The following is a 20,059-nucleotide window of genomic DNA, read 5'->3' on the forward strand; positions in this document are numbered from 1 at the left end:
CGCTTGCCGGCCCGCTTCGTCGGCCCGGTCGAACGCGGCACGGCTTTGATGGTTCCTGCCGGGCTTGAGGAGAAGGATTGCGAAAAATGAGAGCCAAGTTCAAGCTTCGCTTGCTTCGGAAACCGTGGCGGGAGATAAGTCGGTCGCGGAGCCGCGAGTCACCTGGGAGGGGCGTTGCTACACGCTGGCTCGCGACTCCGCTTTTGCCTGTACAAAACCAACGCTGCCGGCACCTACTGGTTCCGCACCTCAATAGACAGCGGTGCCGTTTTCCTTACAAATCGCAACTACGCCGCCTTTTCCAAAATTCCTTCGGCCTTCCATCGCTTCGCGCTCCAAGTCGATGCCGAACGTATGGGTCCAGTTCAGAACCGTAAAGGCATAGGCGTCGGCAACTGTGAAGGTTGAGCCCGTCAGATAATCCCGCCGGCTAGGCGCTGATCGAGATAGGCAAACCGGCGGGCGAGTGCATCCTTCGCTGCCTGTTTCGTCGCGGGGGGCTGGAGGGCGCGCGATTGAACGCGGGTCTTCGCCGAAGGAAAGCCCATTCTTCAAACATCATTTGCGGCGTTTGAACCAAAGCTCCACCCACGGCAAGAGCGCAGCGACGATGAACACGCTGAGTTCATAGCGGCCCGTGAAGACAATGAAAATCACGCCGCAAACCGTCAAACCGGTACAGATGCTGATTGTGCCTATGCGGCTGTCCGAGAAATCGGCGATGTGTTCGTCTCCGCATGACATAAAGCAAATCAACTTTCGAGCCGGCGTAGCTTTGAAATACGAGACCACTACGCCGACTGAGCACGTGCAAGGGCGGCCGCTTTACTTGGCCTGTTCGAGATGCGTCAATGCCGCTTCCGCATGGGTTGTGGCCGAAGGCGCGTTGCCTTTTTTGCCTTCCGCGATCGATTCCTTCAAATGCTTGATGCCTTCTTCCGTGTGCGGATTGGCCTTGACGGTCTCTCCGGCTTCCGCGTGGGTGAGTGCCGCTTCGGCGTGCGTAACAAGGACGTCGGCATGCCCCTGTTTGCCGTGTTCAATGGCTTGTTTTGTGTGTGTGATGGCTTCGGCTATATGGTCTTCGGCGCTTAGGGAAACCTGCGGCGTAAGGAACAGAGCGACGCCAAGGCACAACATGGCGAAAAAAATTCTGCGGGACATAAGCGAATCCTCCTTCAAACATTGACCCTTAGTTGCAATCTCCCCGCCAGTGTCATCGGTCGGGAGGGCCATCTTAAACCGCATCGAACCGGGATGGTTGCACGGCGAAGGGATGCACACCGTATCGGACCGCGGTCGCCAAATTGCGCAATGCGGCAGGGAGCGACCGCATCGCGTCATGCTTGGGGCTTCTCGCCTAAACGCGAACTCCAACGCCGCCACTGGGGCTTGCGACCACCACAAGGCGATAGAGGTGCCAGGTGGCATGGGCGAGGATCGGCACAACGAAGGCGAGGCCGATCAGCAGCAGCAAAAAGCCAATCGTGAGGGACACCGCGACGATCAAACCCCAGAGCGCCATCGTCGATGGATTAAGCAACACGGCCCGAATAGATGTGAGGACGGCCACCGCTACGCCCACGTTGCGATCGAGCAGTAAGGGGAACGACACGACGCTGACACTCAGCGTCACAATGGCAAAGATAAAGCCGAGCGCACTGCCGAACAGGATCAGGCTCCAACCCCGGCCTGTGGTCAGAACCTCGTAAAGAAAAGCTCTTATGGACGGGGGTGGCGCTGAACCGAAGAGCGACACATAAAGCGCTTCCGCCGCGGCCTGCCAGCAGATGAACAGGACGAGGAGCAAGAAGCCGAGCGCGAGGATCGAGGGGAAGGAGGGCGCATGGCGCAGGTCGAACATTTTGGTCCACGAAATCGGTAGTCCGAGCTCCAGTCTTCTGCTCACCTCGTACAAGCCAATCACCGCGAAGGAGCCAAGCATCGCGAAGCCGGACATGATCGGGAACAGCAGCTCGACGGAATTGCCGGCAAGGCAAATGGCAATGATCGGGTAGAGCGGGTAAACAAGGCCGAAGAAAATAAGAGATGTCGGCATCGCCAAAAAGTCGCCGATGCCTTTCGCCAGAGCCTCTTTGAGGTCCGCGGGCCCGATCTTCCGTACGCTTGGATATTCCGTCGCGTTTGCGCCTTGAACTGCATGGAAATCCGTCATGAGCGCGCTCCTATGGAACCAGCAACACGCGGCCAACGGGTTAGGGCAACTCCGTTTTATGAGAGGGGGGTCACACGAAACCGGGACCGATACTCAAAAAGGATTATAGGCTTTTAGATGCGTTTCGTCTCCCCCGCCGAGCCCGATAAAGGATCAAGACAAGTTTTGCCTGCGCCGCTTATGTCTGTTGCTCGCCATGCTCGCGCTGGGCGCCGGCCGTCATGCTTTAGATTTGGAGAGCTAACCGTGCCCATATCACGGCGGGGCTAAACCCGCGCGGGAGACAGTGAGGGTCTTGCGCCGTTAACTGCACGTCACGTGGAGGGTATTGCTCCAAAGCGTCCCCGTGGCAGTATCGTTGGGATCCGGCCGTTCGTCATTGGCTGAGATATTCATGGTTTCGCTGGGCGCACAGCCGGTAAGATAACCAACCACATCGTCGAGGAACAAAGGCGGGAGGACTAGCAACGGATTGATCGCAGCCGTCAGATTGCCTTGTGCATCAGATGTGAAGTTGACAAAAACATCACGTCCATCAGGCACCCATTGACCATAGCTATTCTGGACGCTGCTGCCCATAAGACTGATGCGAACGTGGACTGCGTGGTTGGCGAGGAAGCCCGTCCCTTTCAGTGTCTTCGTCGTCACATCATAGGAGGTGAGGAACGGCGGCGGTGGCGGAGGCGCCTTTAATGTCGTGAATGTTGCGCTTGCCCAATTGTTGCTTGGGCCGCTTATATTGTGAGCGCGCACCTGCCACGTGTAGCCGGTTTCATATATGAGTGGGTTCGGGGCGGTGAAGCTCGTTGCATTGACCATGATATTGGCAATGACCGGGGTCGACTGACGTAACAAAGTAAATTCGTATTTGTCGGCGTGCCCTTCGCCATTTGCGCCTGGATCGTGCCAAGAGAAGGTTGGAGTCAGCGCGACCCCCGTCGCTCCATTCGGCGGCGAGTCGAGGACCGGTATTTGGGGTAAAGGCCGGATTACGGTCGCGTCAGGGCCCCAGTCGGACATAAGGGCGCAGAGCATTTGTCGCGCTCGCACGCGCTGGTTGGTCACCAATATGCGGTTCAACGCAACCGACGCCGGCACATCAGGGGCATCGCCCACACCTCCAAAGGCCCAGCCCTTATCATCGTCCAGCACCGACACTTCAATGTGAGCGCCGGGAACGCAATCGACTTTGACGCTGGTGTCGCCCGAGTATATGGGGCCGACAAGTTTCGGAAGCCCGAGTGCCGAATGCGGCTGTACCTTGATGGGCTTAGATTCGGTCCACACGGCACTGCAGGCCCATTGTCTTACAGTGATCTGGTCGTCTCTTCGAAGATAGGGTGTGACGTGCAACGTCACGTCCTTCTCGGTGGCTAACACAAAATCACTGATCGGCGCTGCTATGTTCTGCTTGTTTGTTGCCCATACTTGCAGATAAGCGTTTGGATGCGCGTTACTGACTTTGACCACGCGCGCGCATTCACTCAAGGGCTCGTGAAGCGTCACTGGCGTCTTCACGTCCTCATGCGGATCGATATTGACCGTGAAGCCCAAACTCTTAACGCCACATAGTTCTTGCACGGCAATCAACTTGCCGTTTGCTGGGAGAGGGTCGACATCAAATGCGACCCAAGACCGGGTCGGCGGAGTCATTCCAAGGTAGGATGTGCCTTGGACGTCAATATGTACTGTGGAGCCGGGCACCAGGTTGAACACCGTAATGCGCTGCGAACCGGCACACAGCGGCGGCACGAACGGCTTATCCAAGCCGGTCGCTTTGTCTACAATCACGGGCTTGCTGGCGTCGCCCATTATTTCGCAGCTCGGGAAATCCTGTTTTGCTGTGAGGCTTTCGCCCTCTTCCAGTGGCTTCAAGAGCAAGAACCAGAGCGCCGGCAAATCAAACCCGGCAATCTCGTCGCTGCCGGATGAACGCTTCAGCGTTACGCGCGCGCCGTCGAAAACGTCGCTCACAAGCGCCGCTGTTTGGCAGGCAAGAAGAATGGGCTTGTGAATGGTCGGCGGCGGGAGGGAGTTTCCTGTCAAGGGCAATGAATCCGGCGTTGCGTAAATCGCAGGTCCAGGTCCCACAGGGGATATCTGACGGGCGGAGATTTGTCCGGTCTTAGGTAAGCCGTTCTTCAGACCAATCCGCGCACCTTCCTCGCTCGCAATCGCCGATCCCTGAACTTTATTGTCGAAGCTGATCTCGACGGTTGCGCCGGGCACGACCCCCTGAGCCCACACATGCTGGCCGCATTGATACAAATGTGAGAGGAATCCCGGCGCGCCGAGTTCTGAAGTAGTGGTCGGTTCAGGCTGCACTGCTAATCCGAGTGCCTTTGGGGTGATCGAGCTCTTGTCCGAGCCGAGCATCTGCATCACGACCAGGATGTCATCGCAGCTGAGCTTCTCGTTGACCAACAGCGTGATCCGATCGTCGCCCCCATTGGCTGTGCCCTTGGCCACATCGCGCGGCTTCTTGCCCACCGACGAGATGACGATCGTTGCACTTTTGAGCGCACCTTGAACCCGAATATCCTGGCTGAGTTCAGACACAGGGCCGATGAGCGTTGGTGTACAGAGCCCCATGTTCACTTCCTCGCGTTTTGCGCTAGTGTTGGCGACCTCCCTCGCGAGGTCGGGAGAGGCTCAAACCTCCTCAGTTGCGAACTCAGACCCAGAGAAAAACAGTTGCAGATGCCCCATTAATCGCTATTCGTGATCAAATTCTGGATGTCTAATAACGCGTATATAAGTTTGCCTTTTGATAGATATCAATTCATTAAAAATATATGCATCACTGTGACACCTTAAGCGTGCCATCTCAAACCAATTCAACCGAACAAATGCGAGTCGTTTAACGGCATGCTCGGCGCATTAGGCTGAATGGACGGTGATAGGCTCGCCGTTATCTTGAATCTCCAGGGGAACGGGACATGGTCGAACGTTCAGATGATCGCCGGCTCGGCATGCACCGCTCGATCACGCGGCGTGATTTTCTGGATGGCCTCGCGGTCGCTGCGGGCGCGGCTGCCATTGATGGCGGTCTTGGAAAGGCCTTTGCACAAGCGTCGGTCTATCCGCCGGCCTTGATGGGCCTTCGGGGCCAAACCGACGCCGATTTTAATGCCATGCACGCGATCCGCAGCGGCGATTTCTGGGTCAATGCCGGCACGCCGGAATCGACCGGTGAACATTACGATCTCATTGTTATCGGCGCGGGGATCAGCGGGCTCGCCGCGGCTTTTCTATTCCGTCAGCGGATGGGAGGAGACGCCCGTATTCTCATCCTCGACAACACAGACGATTTCGGCGGCCATGCCAAGCGCAACGAGTTCACCGCGTCGAACGGGCGATTGATCATCGGCTATGGCGGCTCGCAGTCGCTGCAGTCGCCGAGTTTCTTCTCACCGGCGGTTGCCAAGCTGATCGCCGATCTCAACATCGATCTCGAGCGGTTCAACACCTGGTACGATCGCGATTGGGCCACGCGGCACGACCTCGCGGCAGGCGTCTTCTTCCGCAAGGAGCACTTCACTCGGGACGCAACCTTGCGCCTCTCCGAAAAGGCGGCTGGCTGGGTTTCAAATGCGCCAATGAACGATAAGGCGAAGCAAGACCTCATCGCGCTCATCGACACACCCCTCGATTATTTTGCCGGCAAGAGCCGCGCGGAGAAACGCGAGATTCTGGCCGCGACGACCTACGCCGATTTTCTCGCCAAAATCGTCGGCGCCGACCCGGAGGTCGTTGCTTATTTCAAGAAGTCGACAGCCGAATATTTCGGGGTTGGCATCCATGCCACGTCCAGCCTCGACGCTTGGGCGGCGGGCCTTCCCGGCTTCGACAAAATGGACCTTGGCGAAGCGGTCGATCCCGCGATGAGCCCCTCGGGCCGTCTGCTTTTCAAAGCAGCGGATAATTATATTTACCATTTTCCGGACGGCAACGCATCGCTTGCCCGCGCGATCGTGCGGGGGCTGATTCCAGCCGCGGTCGCGGGGGCCACGATGGAAGATCTCGTCCTCAATAAAACGGAGTATGGCCGCCTTGACGAAGCATTGAGCAAGATCCGCATTCGTCTTCAGGCACCTTGTGTCAAGCTGCGCCATCTCGGCGCCCCGGCCACGGCGCAGAGGGTCGAGGTGACCTATCTTCAGGGCGGCCGCCTCAAAACAGCGACAGCCGGCCGAAGTGTGATTGCCTGCTGGCACCGCGAAATTCATCTCATGTGCGATGAGATTGGTGTGGCGCAGAAGACCGCGCTCGACGATCAGCAAAAAGTGCCGCTTGTCTATGCCAATGTGCTGATCCGCAACTGGTCGGCCTTCAGCAAGCTTGGACTCTCCGGCTTCACCGATCCGACCGGTTTCTGGGATGGCGCCTTCCTCGATTACCCCGTATCGGTCGGCACCTATCGTTTTCCGGAGGATCCGTCCGAACCCATGCTCCTGCATTTGCCCAAGATCGCAGTCGTCGGCAATGGCGCCCCGCGCGAGCAGAGCTTGGAGGGACGGAGGGGACTCCTGGGGATTTCATTTGAGGATTACGAGCGGGAAATCCGGGACTTGCTGGCCAGAGCCCTCGGGCCAGGGGGCTTCGATCCGGCGGCCGATATCGAAGCCATCACCGTCAATCGCTGGTCGCATGGATATACCTATGAATATATGCGGCCATGGGATGCCTATTGGCCGGCCGGATCGATGCCGATCGAGGTCTCCCGCAAAGGCTGGGGACGGATTGCGATCGCCAATGCCGATGCCGGCGCCTATGCCTATGCCAATTCCTCGATCGATCAGGCGGCGCGGGCCGTCACGGAGTTACTGGGGCCCGTCCCGGGCGCGCCGGCTTTCGCCAGCTTTCCGGGGCCGCCGCTGAATATGATCGGCCTATGAGCAAGGAACCCAAAACTGCCGGGCGATCCAGCCGCCATCGACGACGAGAAGATGGCCGACGATGAGGCGTGCCCGATGTGCTTCATGTCTGACACCGGCCAGCGCATGAGACAGCGAGATTGAGAGGTGCCGAGATGTTCTTAATTGTGCCGAATGGAAGTTTGGGGAAATGATTGGGGAAGGATCATGGCGTGGACCGCACGGGTGCGGATGGCGCGGCAGGCTCGAGTAGATTGTTGTCACGGACGCGCGTGTAAATCGTGAAAGCAACAGCGATGAAAAGGATGACAACGGTAATTTCGAGAATATGATATTTTTTCACGTTCGCTTATCCTACGGTTTGGCATGAGCGTTCTTGGCTGCGATCAATTCATCCGTGCGGGTCTCGAAAGCCCGTATCATCACGGCGACGCATTGCGCGTCGAACGCGGGATCATACCGGTCTAGGTGGACGTTGATCGCAGGAATGGATTTGGTAAGCTCGATAAGTTCGTGTCGATATTGCAGAATTATTTGAGGGGAGGGGTTTGAGGGCGCTGTCTTGAAGGCATCAAACTTCCTTTCCGCGAACCAATTCCCCATGTGCTTGTGGAGTTCAAGAATTTCTCCCTTCCATTCGGCGACCGGCAGGGCAGAGAGCTTGTTCGAGAGCGATTCCCAGCGGTTCCGCAAGTAGGAATCGCGCGCCTCCTGATTTGCTTGCGGTAGATCTTGCGGATTCATCATTGCCGCCTCATGTCACTGGCGAGGTTTTGAACAAGATTAAATGGTCCAAGAGACATATGAGCGCGTTGGCGAAATAGGCAACGGCTCAACTTGCCCCGCAGCCGGTTTTTCTTGAGCCGTGCAAGGGTTCGTCCTATATAGCCAAGCTAATGCCTGGGTACTTATCCTGAAAAATCTGATCGTTACAATTGGTCTTTGTCTCGCCGCGGTTTTTCTCGCGGGTTGGTTCATCAACGACGCCTGCAGCAGCTATCGAGGCGTTTTTCGTCCGGCCGACCTCGTTTGCGATATGCCGTTTGGGCGCCAGTTGGAGATTTCCGTAGCGCGGCCTTCTCCTTTCCGCGCGCCTGCCGAACCGGCTGGGAACAATCGTTCGATCTGCCGGAGTTTCAGCAAAGGGACGTGGCAATTTGCGTGCGATCTGCCTTCGGGCCGGGAACTCGATGTCAGCCTGTCGCCCAACCGAGCGCGGATAAAATGCAAACTGTTTGTCGATTGCCCGGCTCAATATTAAGTAGGGGAGGCGCAGCCGGAAAGTAGAACCGACAGCAGCAAGGGCGGAGTCTCACTGCCATCGCCTGTTCCTTGCGGCTGTTCAAGGTTCACGAGACTGTGCTGTCAACGGTGTAAAGGAACTTTTAGTCGAGCTGAAGCATTGCCAATCCAACTTGTATCAATGAACCCCTCGCGGCAGGAATGGAACGAAGGCGTACCAGATGTTCTACACATGGAGGTCAGAAGTGAAGCTGTTATTTATGGCGACGATCGTCTTCGTTGCAACATCGGCTGTTGCACGGGCCGATGATTTGAGCTGCATCAGCACGACGTTCAATTTGCTCTCGCCCAACGACAAGGTGTGTGTCACGGATTTTGAGGATCCGAAGGTCCAGGGCGTCACCTGCCACATTTCTCAAGCGCGCAAGGGCGGATGGGGACAGCCGTTCGGGCTCAACGAGGACCCGTCGAATTTCTCCGTCGCCTGCCGTCAAACGGGACCGATCAGCGTCGACATGTCCAAATTAGAGGACAATGAGCAGGTGTTCAGCGAAAAGACGAGTATCTTCTTCAAGGCAACGCGCATCTATAGGGTCTTGGATAAGAAGCATAACACGCTTGTTTATCTCGCCATCAGCTCCAAGATCATCAACGGTTCGCCAGCCAACGCCATCAGCACCGTGCCGATTATGCCTTGGAGCTCGTCATAATACGACACCAGAGGATCCCCCCCGGAGGGTGGACATTCGTCCAAATTATCGCAATTGGCCGCCTCAAGCCGCCAATTGCAGCACCTCCAGCACATGGCGCGCGATCATGATTTCCTCATCGGTCTGAATCACGCGGATTTCGACCTTGCTTTCCGGGGTGCTGATCAGGGGCGTATTGTAGGCATTGGCATGGGTGTCGAGCACGACCCCGAGCCAGCCGAGGCGATGGCAGACTCTGGCGCGGATTTCGGGCGCGTTCGCGCCGATCCCCGCCGTAAAGACAAGCCCATCCAAACCTTCAAGCGAAGTTGCCAGCGCGCCGATTTCTCTTGCGATGCGGTATACGAAGAGGTCGATGGCCTCTTCGGCTCGGGCATCCTGACTGGCAAGCAGCGTCCGCATATCGCTCGAAATGCCGCCCGAAACTCCCAGCAAGCCGGAGTGCCGGTATAATAAATCTTCCACCGCTTGCGGGGATAGGCCGCGTTGCTGTTCGAGATACAAGATCACGCCGGGATCGAGCGCGCCGCAGCGCGTGCCCATCACCAGCCCATCGAGAACGGTAAATCCCATCGTGGTATCGACGCTGCGGCCGTCGTACATCGCGCACAAGCTCGCCCCATTGCCGAGATGGGCGACGATAACGCGGCCGCTGGCCAGGTCAGGCGCAATTGTTTGCAGCTGTTTGGCAATGTATTCGTATGAAAGGCCGTGAAATCCATAGCGGCGGATACCGGCATCTTCATATTCGCGAGGCAGCGCGAACCTTGTCGCGACCGGCGCCATGGAATGGTGAAAGGCCGTGTCGAAACAGGCGATTTGCGGCAGGTTCGGGCGGACCGCGGCGATCGCGCGGATGGCGGCGAGATTATGCGGCTGATGCAGAAGCGCAAGCGGCGTGAGCTGATCAAGCGCCGCCAACAGAGCCTTCGTCACCCGGGTCGGCAAATAATGATCGGGGCCGCCATGAACGACGCGATGACCGATGCCAACGAGCCGGTCACCGCCCAAATGCGCCTCCATCCAATCCAGAACTTCTGCAAGCAAGGCTTCGTAAGACTGGTTCGGCCAACGCTGTTCGGCGAGCCTCTCGCCGGAAGGGTCCTTCGCGATGAAGTGCGGGGCGGACTCAACGCTTTCCACCTCGCCATGGGCCGTGAGGCGCAGATCCGAGCCTGCATCGATTTCAAATAGAGCGAATTTGATGCTGGATGAACCGGCATTGAGCGTCAACACGGCGTCCGGCAAAGCTCAATCTCCAACCGCTTTTGGCGGGCGCGGGGGCTCACCACGGGCAAGCAGCACAGCAACGGCACAGGAAGCAAGGCGCGTCCGCTCGGTGTCGGCGCGGCTGGTCAGGATGATCGGAACCCGCGCACCCAAGACGACGCCGGCAGCATCGGCCCCCGCCAGGAACGTCAGCTGCTTGGCCAAAATATTACCAGCTTCGAGATCCGGCACAACCAATATGTCCGCCTGTCCGGCGACCGGCGAAATAATGTTCTTGTCGGCGGCGGCCTGGGGGCTGACCGCATTGTCGAAGGCTAGCGGTCCGTCAAGCAAGCCGCCCGTGATCTGGCCGCGTTCAGCCATTTTGCAAAGCGCCGCCGCGTCCAGCGTCGAGCGAAGTTTTGGATTGACGGTCTCGATCGCCGAAAGCAAGGCCACCCTCGGTGTGGCAATGCCCATAACATGGGCCATATCGATGGCGTTCTGGACGATATCCCGTTTCTGTTCGAGGTCCGGCGCGATGTTGATCGCCGCATCGGTAATCAACAGCGGACGTGGATAGCTCGGCACATCCATGAGATAGACATGGCTGAGCCGGCGTCCGGTCCGAAGCCCGGTGTCGCCGGACAGAACCGCATGCAGCAGTTCGTCCGTATGCAAGGAGCCCTTCATCAGAAGTTCCGCTTCGCCCGAACGCACCAGGGCCACGGCTTGGATGGCTGCCGCCTCACTATGCGGCGCTTCGACCAAGCGGAACTTGGAGATATCGACATGGGCCGCCTCGGCCGCCTTTTGAATCCTGGCCTTGGGCCCGACGAGGATGGGCGCGATCAGGCCGGCGCGCGCGGCTTCCGCGGCCGTGCTCACGGAATGAGCGTCGCAGGGATGCACGATCGCCGTCGACATCGGGGTCTGACCCGCTGCGCGAACCAGAATCGCGCGGAGGCTTTCATGCCGGCTCAGCTGAACGTCCGGCAGTTCCACCCGTGGCCGGCGGATTTTTTCCCTCGGCGCCCGCACGTGGGCGGTGCCGGTGATCACCTCGCGGCCGTCCTGGTTGGCGCAGCGGCAATCGAATGTCAGTTCATTCTTGTCGGCATGTTTGTGCGTGACCGTCAATGTCGCCGTGATCGTATCTCCGATAGACACCGGATAAACGAACCGCAGGTCCTGGGAGAGATAGATCGTTCCCGGTCCGGGGAGTTTTGTGCCAAGCACGTTCGAGATCAATCCGGCGCCGAGCATGCCATGGGCGATGACCTTATGGAACATGTCGGTCTTGGCATAGGCCGGATCCATATGCGCGGGGTTGACGTCGCCGGAAATCACGGCGAACAGATCGATATCCTGTTGGGTCACCATCCGCGAAACGCTGGCATGCTCGCCGACTTCGATTTCATCGAAGGTGCGATTTTCAATCATGGCTTCGGTGGCAAGAGAACCGCTCATTCCAGGTTCTCCTCAATCTTCCAAGACATAGCTGCCCGGCGCATTCATGAGCGGCGGATAATTCTTGGAGCCTAACGGCGGCGGATCGACGGATTCGGCGCAGCGCGCGTCGAGCCATTCGGCAAAGGACGGCCACCAGGATCCGTTTTGGACCGCGGTCAGCGCCAGCCATTCGTCCGGTCCGAGGTAAAGGGCGCCCGGCGGCCGGCGTCCGAGGCGGAAGTGCCGATGCGGATGGTTCGGCTCGTTCACCACGCCCGCGTTGTGGCCCCCCGAAGTCAGGATGAAGGTGAGGTCGGCGCCATTCAGCAGATGAATCTTATAAACCGAGCGCCAGGGTGCAATATGATCCGTCTCGGTGGCAACAACGAACAGAGGCACGTGAACATCGCTGAGCGCGATCGGCCGGCCTTCAACCAGGAAATGGCCCTCAGCTAGCTCGTCCTCCAAGAACAGGCGGTTCAAATAGTCCCCCTGCATGCGCGCCGGCAGCCGCGTTCCGTCCGCATTCCAGGCCATCAGATCATTGGGATGTTCCCGCTCGCCCAGGAGATAGGTCTTGATGAGGCGAGACCAGATCAGGTCGTTGGAGCGCAAGAACTGGAATGCGCCGGCCATCTGCCGTTTGTCGAGATAGCCCTTGGTGGACATGACGTCCGTGAGAAAGGCGATTTGATCCTCGGTGATGAACAGCTGGAGTTCGCCGGCCTCGTTAAAATCGGTCTGAGCGCAGAAGAGGGAGACGCTCGCCAGCCGGTCGTCGCCGTCGCGGGCCATCGTGGCGGCGGCGATGGCAAGCAGGGTGCCCCCGAGGCAATAGCCACAGGCATGGATCCTGGCCCCGCCGCAGATGTCGGTGATCGCGTCGAGCGCAGCCATGACACCCTTGACGCGGTAATCGTCCATGCTGGTATTCGCGAGGTCCGAGCCCGGGTTGCGCCAGGAGATCGTGAAAACAGTGTGGCCTTGAGAGACCAAATATCGGATCAGGGAATTATGCGGCGAGAGATCGAGAATATAATATTTCATGATCCAGGCCGGAATAATCAGGATCGGCTCGCGCTTCACACGGGGCGAAATGGGCTCGTATTGGATGAGCTCGATCAATTCATTGCGCAGCGTAACCTTGCCGGGCGTCGCGGCCACGTCCCGGCCGACCCGAAATTCTTCCGGTCCGCAAGGACGCCCACCCAGAACTTCCTGGAGGTCGGTGAGGAGATGCGCCGATCCGGTCAGAAAATTACGCCCACCCTTGGCAATCGTCGCCTCGAGAACTTCCGGATTGAGCCAAGGAATGTTGGAGGGAGAATAGATGTCGACCAGCTGCCGAATCGTAAAGGAAAGGATCCTTTGATTTGACCGGCTGACTCCGGGAAAAGCGGTTGAAGCCTCCGCCCACCATTCCTCGGCGAGAAGAAAAGACTGATGCATGAGATTGAACGGACGCTCTTGCCACGCGGGATCCTGAAACCGATGATCCCCCAGCGGCGGAACGATCGCCGGGCCATCAGCGGCTGCCGCGAAAAGCCGCTGCCATTGACGCATCGCCGTCTGCGCAAGGCCGAGACATGCGAAGGGAGCATTGCCGGCATGCGCGGCCCAATCCAGAAAGGCCAGTCCCTGGGCAAGCGGCGAAAGACCGAAAGTTATCCGCCCTTGTGCCGCATGCAGCATCCGATCGAGACTGGCTAGATCGAAAGCCGCGCCATCCTTGTCTTGACTGGCGCTTTTTGGGACGCCCCCGAGTTTCGGTTGTGGCCGCGTCCGTCCAACCACTTCTTGGTTCATTGCCAAAATCCAGGCCTTCAAGAAATTCTTCGTCAAAGGCGGTGTGGCCGTGCCGCGTTTGACCGAGTACCAAAGATGTAAGCCAGCTTTTTTAAAGAGGATCTATATGACGGGGAGATAACATCTGCGATTTCGCAGGATCTGCGCCAAAATTTTGTGATGAAACGTTCATCACGATAGGCCACGAAGGGACAAAAATCTGGCGATTAGTCCGCTTATAACAGCAAAGTCGCAAAAACATGTCCAAGCTTACGCCAAATTGCGGAAGATCCTAATATATCGAAAGCGCTTCCTGGATATATTTGACGAGTCCATCGTTCAGTTGCGGCTTGCGTAATACCTGCAGCACCCCCGCGCGTGCCGCCCGCTGGTCGATCGATCGGTCGGTTTGCCCGGTAATGAGGATGGCGGGGAGGGTGGATCGACGCGCGCGCAGCTGCGTGAGCAGTTCCAAGCCATTCATTAAAGGCATGCAATAATCGATGACAAAGCAACCTCGGCTGGGCAGGGCCGGCTGCGAAAGAAGGGCCTTTGCGCTTTCAAACGCTATGACGTCGAATCCTTCCAATTCCAAAAAGAACCGCAGCGAACCCAGAACCGCAAGGTCGTCGTCCACAAGTACGACCTTGGCCGACTCCGATGTGTGGCAGAGAGGCAAAAAGTCGGGAACTGAATCTGCCATTCAAATCTCGGGCGACGATGATGGTCTGGTATTTATTTTCGCCACATCGAGGATTTTCCGCATTGATCCATGTCATTCGATCCGCATGCAGGCCAGCCATTGTAGGCAGTCAACCAAGCTTTGGCTTGGGTCTGACGCGGAACTTTGCTAAGCTGCGAAGGGCTTTCTTCCGCTCCCGCGCGTTGAGTTTGACCGCATCCATTCGGTCAAACCGCTCTATGCAAGGAGCGCGCTTGAGGTGGCACGACGTGGAGCAGCAAGCCGTTACCGATCAAAGCGAAGTCTTTGCCTTCCTTAGCGACCCCGCGACGCATGGATTGCACGAACCTGTGACTCGGATCGATACGCATGGCGCCGCGGTGTTCCTCGCAGGAGCTGACGCCTACAAAGTCAAGCGAGCCGTTCGGCTTCCGTTCATGGATTTCTCCACGCTCGAAAAGCGCCGTCTCGCGTGCGAGAACGAGCTGGCTGTCAACAAGGAAAATGCTCCCGATCTTTACCTCGGCGTGGTGCCGATTTCCAAAGATCGTTCCAGGCTGAGCTTCGGTCATGGGGCGATCGTCGAATGGGCCGTTCATATGCGCAGGTTCGACGAGACTCGGACATTGGACCGTCTGGTCGCCCGCAATGAAATTGGTCTCGAAATTATTCATGAACTTGCAAATGTGGTCGCCGCCTCGCATCGGCGCGCGCCGATCGTCAGTGAAAAAGAGTCGACGGCAGCATTGCAACGGCACATTGAGGAAACTCTAACTTCCCTTGAAGCCGCCCTCGATGTTTTTGCAGCAGCAGATCTGGTGGCCCTTCGCCGCGCGATGCGGCAATCCTTCTCCGGCCTGCAGCCCTTGCTCATGGACCGCGAAAGACAAGGTCAAGTCCGGCGGTGCCATGGCGATCTGCATCTGCGCAACATAGTTCTGATTGAGAAGCAGCCGGTCTTGTTCGACGCCATTGAATTCGACGATACGATTGCGACCTGCGACGTGCTGTACGATCTTGCTTTTCTGCTCATGGATCTCTGGACCCGTGACCTGCACCGTCACGCCAATCTGCTGTTGAACCGATATTTGCAGATTTGCGATGAACGAGAAGGCCAGCTGCAAGGCCTCGCGCTCGTCCCTCTGTTCCTGTCGTTGCGCGCGGCCATTCGCGCCAAGGTGATCATTCTGCAGCCTGGGAATCCTGAAGAGAATGCCTCCGAGGCGCGTCGCTATTTCAAGGCCGCCTGTGCGTTTCTCGCGCCCGAGCGTCTTGAGCTCGTCGCCATCGGTGGCCTGTCCGGCACTGGCAAGAGTTCGTTGGCTACTCAGCTGGCGGCTTCGATTGGGCGCGCGCCCGGCGCCGTGCATCTGCGCAGCGATGTTGAGCGCAAGCGGTTGTTTCAGGTCCATGAATTAGATCGCTTGCCGAGCGAGGCATATCGCGCGGAACACACTTTTAAGACCTATCAACGCCTCCGGGATTTGGCCGCCCTCGCATTAGGATCCGGCCAGAGCGTCGCGATCGATGCGGTGCATTTGCGCCTTGACGAGCGGTTGGCAGTCGAGGACGTCGCAAATCGGTTCGACGCCCATTTCACCGGCCTTTGGCTTGAAGCTCCGGTCAAGGTCCTCAAGGACCGCGTAGCCAACCGCAAGAGGGATGCGTCGGACGCGACAGGCGAGGTTGTGGAGGCTCAGGCCCTGGAGCCGATCGGACCGATGGGCTGGCAAGTCATCGAGGCTTCGGGTCCGCTCGACCGATTGGTCGACCGTGCCACAGCTGCAATCCGTGAGACCTCTTAATCCACAGAAGGCGGTAACAGCACCGCCGCGCCTTCCAGCCGTCCGGCGCGTAAATCCGCCAGTGCGGTATTTGCCATTTCGAGCGGATAGGTTGTGGTCCAGGTGTCGATCCCTTCTTGCGCGGCAAAAGTCAGGAAATCAATGCCATCCTGGCGCGTGAGATTGGCGACAGAGACGATCCGGCGTTCCTGCCAAAGCAGACGATAGGGGAACCCCGGGATGTCGCTCATGTGAATTCCCGCGCATACGACAATGCTGCCCTTGCGCATGGATGCGAGCGCGATCGGCACAAGTTCTCCAACAGGCGCATAAATAATCGCGGCATCAAGCGGCTCGGGCGGCTTTTCATCGGAGCCTCCCGCCCATTCCGCGCCAAGCCGCAAAGCAAAGGCTTGTGCAGTCGTGTCGCCGGGCCGGGTGAAGGCAAAAACGCGTCGCCCCTGTTTGCGCGCGACCTGAACGATGATGTGGGCGGCCGCACCAAAACCATAAAGACCGAGCGTCTTGGCCTCGCCCGTAAAACACAGTGAACGCCAGCCGATCAAGCCGGCGCAGAGTAGAGGCGCGAGCGACGCGTCGCTACATTTTTCGCCGAGGCGGAAGGTGTAACGTGCATCGGCGATGGCATGAGTCGCATAGCCGCCGTTTCGGGAATAGCCGGTGAAGACGGGCCGATCGCAAAGATTTTCCCTCTTACTCACGCAATAGGGGCAAACGCCACAGGTGGCCCCTAGCCAGGGAATGCCGACTCTCGCACCGATCTCAAAGCCCTCGACTTGAGAGCCGAGCGCGTCGATCCGTCCGACGATTTCATGTCCGGGAATAATCGGAAGCGACAGATCCGGCAGCTCGCCATCGACGACATGGAGATCGGTTCGGCAGACACCGCACGCATGCACGCGAACCCGAACTTCTCCGGGGCCCGGAATGGGATCTGGCATTTCCTCCAAGACCAGAGGGGCGCCGATTTCATGCAGGACCATGCCGAACATTACCGGCTCTCCAGCAGCGCTAGGGGGTCAATCAGGCGCCGGGCCGTGATCAATGCGAAAGGAAATGACAACGTGACGTCTGGTGCAAGAGACTGCGAGTCACGCCGCCAAAAATCCATTCGCTGAATTTGCCGCGACCATAGGCGCCTGCCACAACGAGATCAACGCCCTCGTCGCGCGCCAGCGCGTCGATTTGCGCGGCTGCATCAATCTGTAAAGGCGCACTCCGGCCTGAAGCATTCACGCCATGACCGATCAGCCATCCGACAACATCCTGGACGCGTCGGTTCGCGGCCGCGGCATCCTGATCCTCGTCGATCTCTGCGACGATCGCTTTTTGGCAAAGCTGCAACAGGGGCAGGGCATCAAGAACCGCTCGGCGCGCTTCGCGGGTGTCTTTCCAGGCAATCAGGATTCGCTCGGCTTTTAGCGCTTCCACCGCTCCGGGGACGATCAGCAGGGGGCGTCCCGCGCGCATCACCAGATCGCCTGGATTGAGCGTCGCTTCGTTTCGGCTCTCCCCGAGGACGACGAGATCGGCCGCCCGGCACTCGTTGGCAACGAAGGATGCAGGGGCATCGATCCCACACCGCCAATCGATTTTTACGGAGCGGAGTTTGAAAGCATCGCGAAAGGCTCGCTCGGCCCGTTGCAGGCGGTTTTGAATATTGGACCTTTCCTGCTCCTCGATATTTGCCGCTGCGTAACCTTCTGCGAAATATAAGGGGACAGTCTCTGCCTGCGCGGCAATCCCGATCAGTCGGGCTTGAAAGCGCTCCGCGAGATCCGCTGCGGTATTGAGGAGAAGGCTATTGTCGACGTTCAGGTCGTAATAAACCATCAAACTTGAGTAGGACATGGAGACTCCGCCGCGTGCTGCTTAGCCAAATTTCGATGCATGTCCTACCCAACTTTACCGATAGCACCGCGATCAGATCGGCTCGATCGAGGCAACTTGAAACGTATGCAGGTTCTTGTCCTCGCGAATAGAGACATAATCGCCAATGACGAACCGATCGGTACTGAAATGGTATCCGGTCTCGTCCTCGTGACCACCCACAACGTCGTAGCGAAATGCCCAGGCTCCGCCTGGCTTGCGGACGAGATGGCCGATTTCATCTGCTTCGCCGGGGCGAAAACGAACCACGCGACAGAATTCGTGAAATTGGCGCCAGACATCGACATCAATCCGGCCCAGTGGATCGATGGGCGCAACAAGAATATATCCGATCGAAGCGCTGCCTTCCGGGTGACCTTTTTCGCGCGCCAACTCCAAGCGTATGCGTCGAAAAGAAACCGGAAGTTCTGCCCATGCAAGCTTCGCGATTGGATCAAATTGTTTCATTCTTATCCCTCTTGACTATCTCTCACTGTGTAAACGCTATGGCCTTGAACTACAGTTCGGTAGACGTCGGCCCCAAGCGCGAAGGGTTGTTTGAAATGGGCTTTTCTCGCGAAGCTTTTTTGGATGTTAATTGTACCATGGTAGTGACACACTATGTTGATCTCAATCAACTGCGCAAACAGAGTCTTGCACGTCATAATTCTACACAGTCCCGCTTGGCTCGATTATTTGGCAGAGTGACTCCAACCGCAAGACTGCGGTATCAACCCTAAATCGCCGGGGAGACGTTGTTACTGTGCAGCTTGATGATACGGATCGTGTAAGGTTTGCGACCGATGCGGCGGGGATCGGAACATGGGACTGGGACCTCGATCGCGATGTCATCACCTGCTCCAAAATCTGTGCCCGCTTGCACGGCGATGAAAATCGCCAAGAGCTAAAGCATCAAGATTTCAAGGATCTTCTGCACGAAGATGATCGCGAACGCATTGAGGCTGCCGTCTCCGCTGCCATTTCGAGCGGCGTTCTCGACGTCGAATACCGAGTTGTTCACACCAAAGATATCACGCAATGGTTGCGCGCCCGAGGCCAGTTTTTGCCGGATCGGAAAAGCTTTCCGAGGATGATGAGCGGCGTCGTCGTTGACATCGACCAGCGGAAGCGGACCGAACAGGAGCTGCGTTCCCACAAGCAACATCTTCAGTCGATCCTCGACACTGTACCGGACGCCATGATCGTCATCGACGAGGACGGAGTCATGCAATCCTTCAGCGTTGCCGCAGAACGGCTGTTTGAATATTCCGGAGGCGAGGCGATCGGCCAAAACGTAAAAATCCTGATCCCCGAGCCTGATCGCAGCCGCCATGATGGTTTCATCGAGCGCTACAAAAAGACCGGTGAAGCGCACATCATCGGTCGCGGACGCGTGGTCACCGGCCGGCGCAAGGATGGCTCGACATTTCCCATGCATCTCTCGGTTGGCGAAATGCGTGACGGTGATCGCCGGCATTTTACCGGCTTTATTCGCGATCTTACGGAACGGCAGGAAACGCAGGCCAAGCTACAGGAACTACAAACGGACCTTTTCCACGTTTCAAGACTCAGCGCGCTGGGAGAGATGGCTTCCAGTCTCGCGCATGAGTTGAACCAGCCGCTCGCCGCCATCAACAATTACATCAAAGGATCGCAGCGCCTGCTCCTCGATAGTCCAGATCCACGCGCGGCCACGATTCGTGATGCACTCGACAAGGCCGCGCATCAGGCGATGCGGGCCGGAGAAATCATCCGCCGGCTTCGCGATTTCGTCACGCGCCGGGAGAGTGACAAAACCATTGTGCGCATCGCGCGGCTCCTTGAGGAAACAAGCGCTCTCGCCCTCGTGGGCTCCCGCGAGTTGGGCGTCATGGTGCGGTTTCAGATTGCCCCGGGCGTTGACTGCGTCCTTGTCGATGCCGTGCAAATTCAGCAGGTTCTCGTCAATCTGCTGCGCAATGCGCTGGAAGCCATGCAGGAGTCGCCTCAGCGTGAGCTAAACGTTGAGGCGACGCTCACGGCAGACTCGATGGTGGAAATCATGATATCCGATACCGGTCACGGCGTTTCTGAAGAGTTTCTGCCGAAGCTTTTCGAACCGTTTGTGACGACCAAAAAAGCCGGCATGGGCGTCGGCCTCTCGATCAGCAAGGCGATCATCGAGGCCCATGGTGGTCTTCTCTGGATGGAGGCAAACCCCGTGGGGGGTACAATATTCCGGTTCACGATTCCGGCTGTCAACGAGGAGTGAG

General features: G+C 57.9%; 18 protein-coding genes and 1 pseudogene. 5 read left to right on the forward strand and 14 right to left on the reverse strand.

The window, feature by feature from the left end:
* Positions 1-249: 249 nt before the first annotated feature.
* From CU048_14470 to CU048_14490, 5 genes and pseudogenes are all read right to left on the reverse strand, one after another.
* A pseudogene (locus tag CU048_14470) lies at positions 250-548 on the reverse strand (hypothetical protein).
* A 10-nt stretch (positions 549-558) separates the two neighbouring features.
* The gene (locus tag CU048_14475; protein ID QBR72283.1) at positions 559-744 is read right to left on the reverse strand and encodes a hypothetical protein; all 186 of its coding nucleotides are present in this window, start codon (positions 742-744) and stop codon (positions 559-561) included.
* 81 nt (positions 745-825) lie between these two features.
* The gene (locus CU048_14480) at positions 826-1,164 is read right to left on the reverse strand and encodes a hypothetical protein (GenBank protein QBR72958.1); all 339 of its coding nucleotides are present in this window, start codon (positions 1,162-1,164) and stop codon (positions 826-828) included.
* Between the two features lie 196 nt (positions 1,165-1,360).
* Positions 1,361-2,176: a hypothetical protein gene (locus tag CU048_14485; GenBank protein ID QBR72284.1), complete on the reverse strand. Its 816-nt coding sequence runs from the start codon at positions 2,174-2,176 to the stop codon at positions 1,361-1,363.
* Between the two features lie 303 nt (positions 2,177-2,479).
* Entirely contained in the window at positions 2,480-4,735 is a 2,256-nt protein-coding gene (locus CU048_14490; GenBank protein ID QBR72285.1) for a hypothetical protein, read from the reverse strand.
* Positions 4,736-5,115: 380 nt separating this feature from the next.
* Here CU048_14490 and CU048_14495 point away from each other — a divergent pair, with 380 nt between their 5' ends.
* Positions 5,116-7,074: an FAD-dependent oxidoreductase gene (locus CU048_14495; GenBank protein ID QBR72286.1), complete on the forward strand. Its 1,959-nt coding sequence runs from the start codon at positions 5,116-5,118 to the stop codon at positions 7,072-7,074.
* Positions 7,075-7,407: 333 nt separating this feature from the next.
* On the opposite strand, the gene CU048_14500 is transcribed toward CU048_14495, so the two are convergent.
* Complete coding sequence (locus tag CU048_14500) at positions 7,408-7,800, reverse strand: hypothetical protein (GenBank protein ID QBR72287.1); 393 nt, start codon at positions 7,798-7,800, stop codon at positions 7,408-7,410.
* A gap of 118 nt (positions 7,801-7,918) precedes the next feature.
* On the opposite strand from CU048_14500, the gene CU048_14505 reads away from it, so the two are divergent.
* Positions 7,919-8,314, forward strand: a complete 396-nt coding sequence (locus CU048_14505; protein ID QBR72288.1) for a hypothetical protein — start codon at positions 7,919-7,921, stop codon at positions 8,312-8,314.
* 202 nt (positions 8,315-8,516) lie between these two features.
* Entirely contained in the window at positions 8,517-9,005 is a 489-nt protein-coding gene (locus CU048_14510; protein ID QBR72289.1) for a hypothetical protein, read from the forward strand.
* Between the two features lie 63 nt (positions 9,006-9,068).
* Here the strand turns inward: CU048_14510 and CU048_14515 are convergent, their stop codons facing one another.
* The 4 genes from CU048_14515 to CU048_14530 all read right to left on the reverse strand — a co-directional run bounded on the left by CU048_14515 (position 9,069) and on the right by CU048_14530 (position 14,154).
* On the reverse strand, positions 9,069-10,253 hold the full coding sequence (locus CU048_14515; GenBank protein ID QBR72290.1) for an acetate kinase: 1,185 nt from the start codon (positions 10,251-10,253) through the stop codon (positions 9,069-9,071).
* Between the two features lie 3 nt (positions 10,254-10,256).
* Positions 10,257-11,657: an enoyl-CoA hydratase gene (locus CU048_14520; protein ID QBR72959.1), complete on the reverse strand. Its 1,401-nt coding sequence runs from the start codon at positions 11,655-11,657 to the stop codon at positions 10,257-10,259.
* A gap of 39 nt (positions 11,658-11,696) precedes the next feature.
* On the reverse strand, positions 11,697-13,358 hold the full coding sequence (locus CU048_14525; GenBank protein ID QBR72960.1) for a poly-beta-hydroxybutyrate polymerase: 1,662 nt from the start codon (positions 13,356-13,358) through the stop codon (positions 11,697-11,699).
* Between the two features lie 385 nt (positions 13,359-13,743).
* Positions 13,744-14,154 (reverse strand): hypothetical protein, encoded by a 411-nt coding sequence (locus tag CU048_14530; protein ID QBR72291.1) that lies wholly within the window; start codon positions 14,152-14,154, stop codon positions 13,744-13,746.
* A gap of 218 nt (positions 14,155-14,372) precedes the next feature.
* On the opposite strand from CU048_14530, the gene CU048_14535 reads away from it, so the two are divergent.
* Positions 14,373-15,938, forward strand: coding sequence for an aminoglycoside phosphotransferase (locus tag CU048_14535; GenBank protein ID QBR72292.1), 1,566 nt, complete (start codon positions 14,373-14,375; stop codon positions 15,936-15,938).
* Here CU048_14535 and CU048_14540 read toward each other — a convergent pair.
* From CU048_14540 to CU048_14555, 4 genes are all read right to left on the reverse strand, one after another.
* Entirely contained in the window at positions 15,935-16,930 is a 996-nt protein-coding gene (locus tag CU048_14540; protein ID QBR72293.1) for an alcohol dehydrogenase, read from the reverse strand. The genes CU048_14535 and CU048_14540 overlap by 4 nt on opposite strands.
* A gap of 49 nt (positions 16,931-16,979) precedes the next feature.
* Positions 16,980-17,789, reverse strand: coding sequence for a universal stress protein UspA (locus CU048_14545; protein ID QBR72294.1), 810 nt, complete (start codon positions 17,787-17,789; stop codon positions 16,980-16,982).
* A 72-nt stretch (positions 17,790-17,861) separates the two neighbouring features.
* Entirely contained in the window at positions 17,862-18,275 is a 414-nt protein-coding gene (locus CU048_14550) for a hypothetical protein (protein QBR72295.1), read from the reverse strand.
* Positions 18,276-18,277: 2 nt separating this feature from the next.
* Complete coding sequence (locus CU048_14555; GenBank protein QBR72296.1) at positions 18,278-18,472, reverse strand: hypothetical protein; 195 nt, start codon at positions 18,470-18,472, stop codon at positions 18,278-18,280.
* Positions 18,473-18,570: 98 nt separating this feature from the next.
* Here CU048_14555 and CU048_14560 point away from each other — a divergent pair, with 98 nt between their 5' ends.
* On the forward strand, positions 18,571-20,058 hold the full coding sequence (locus CU048_14560) for a PAS domain-containing sensor histidine kinase (protein ID QBR72297.1): 1,488 nt from the start codon (positions 18,571-18,573) through the stop codon (positions 20,056-20,058).
* The last annotated feature ends 1 nt before the right edge of the window (position 20,059 follow it).

Source organism: Beijerinckiaceae bacterium (assembly GCA_004564215.1).
Classification (GTDB): Bacteria; Pseudomonadota; Alphaproteobacteria; order Rhizobiales; family Beijerinckiaceae; genus Methylocapsa.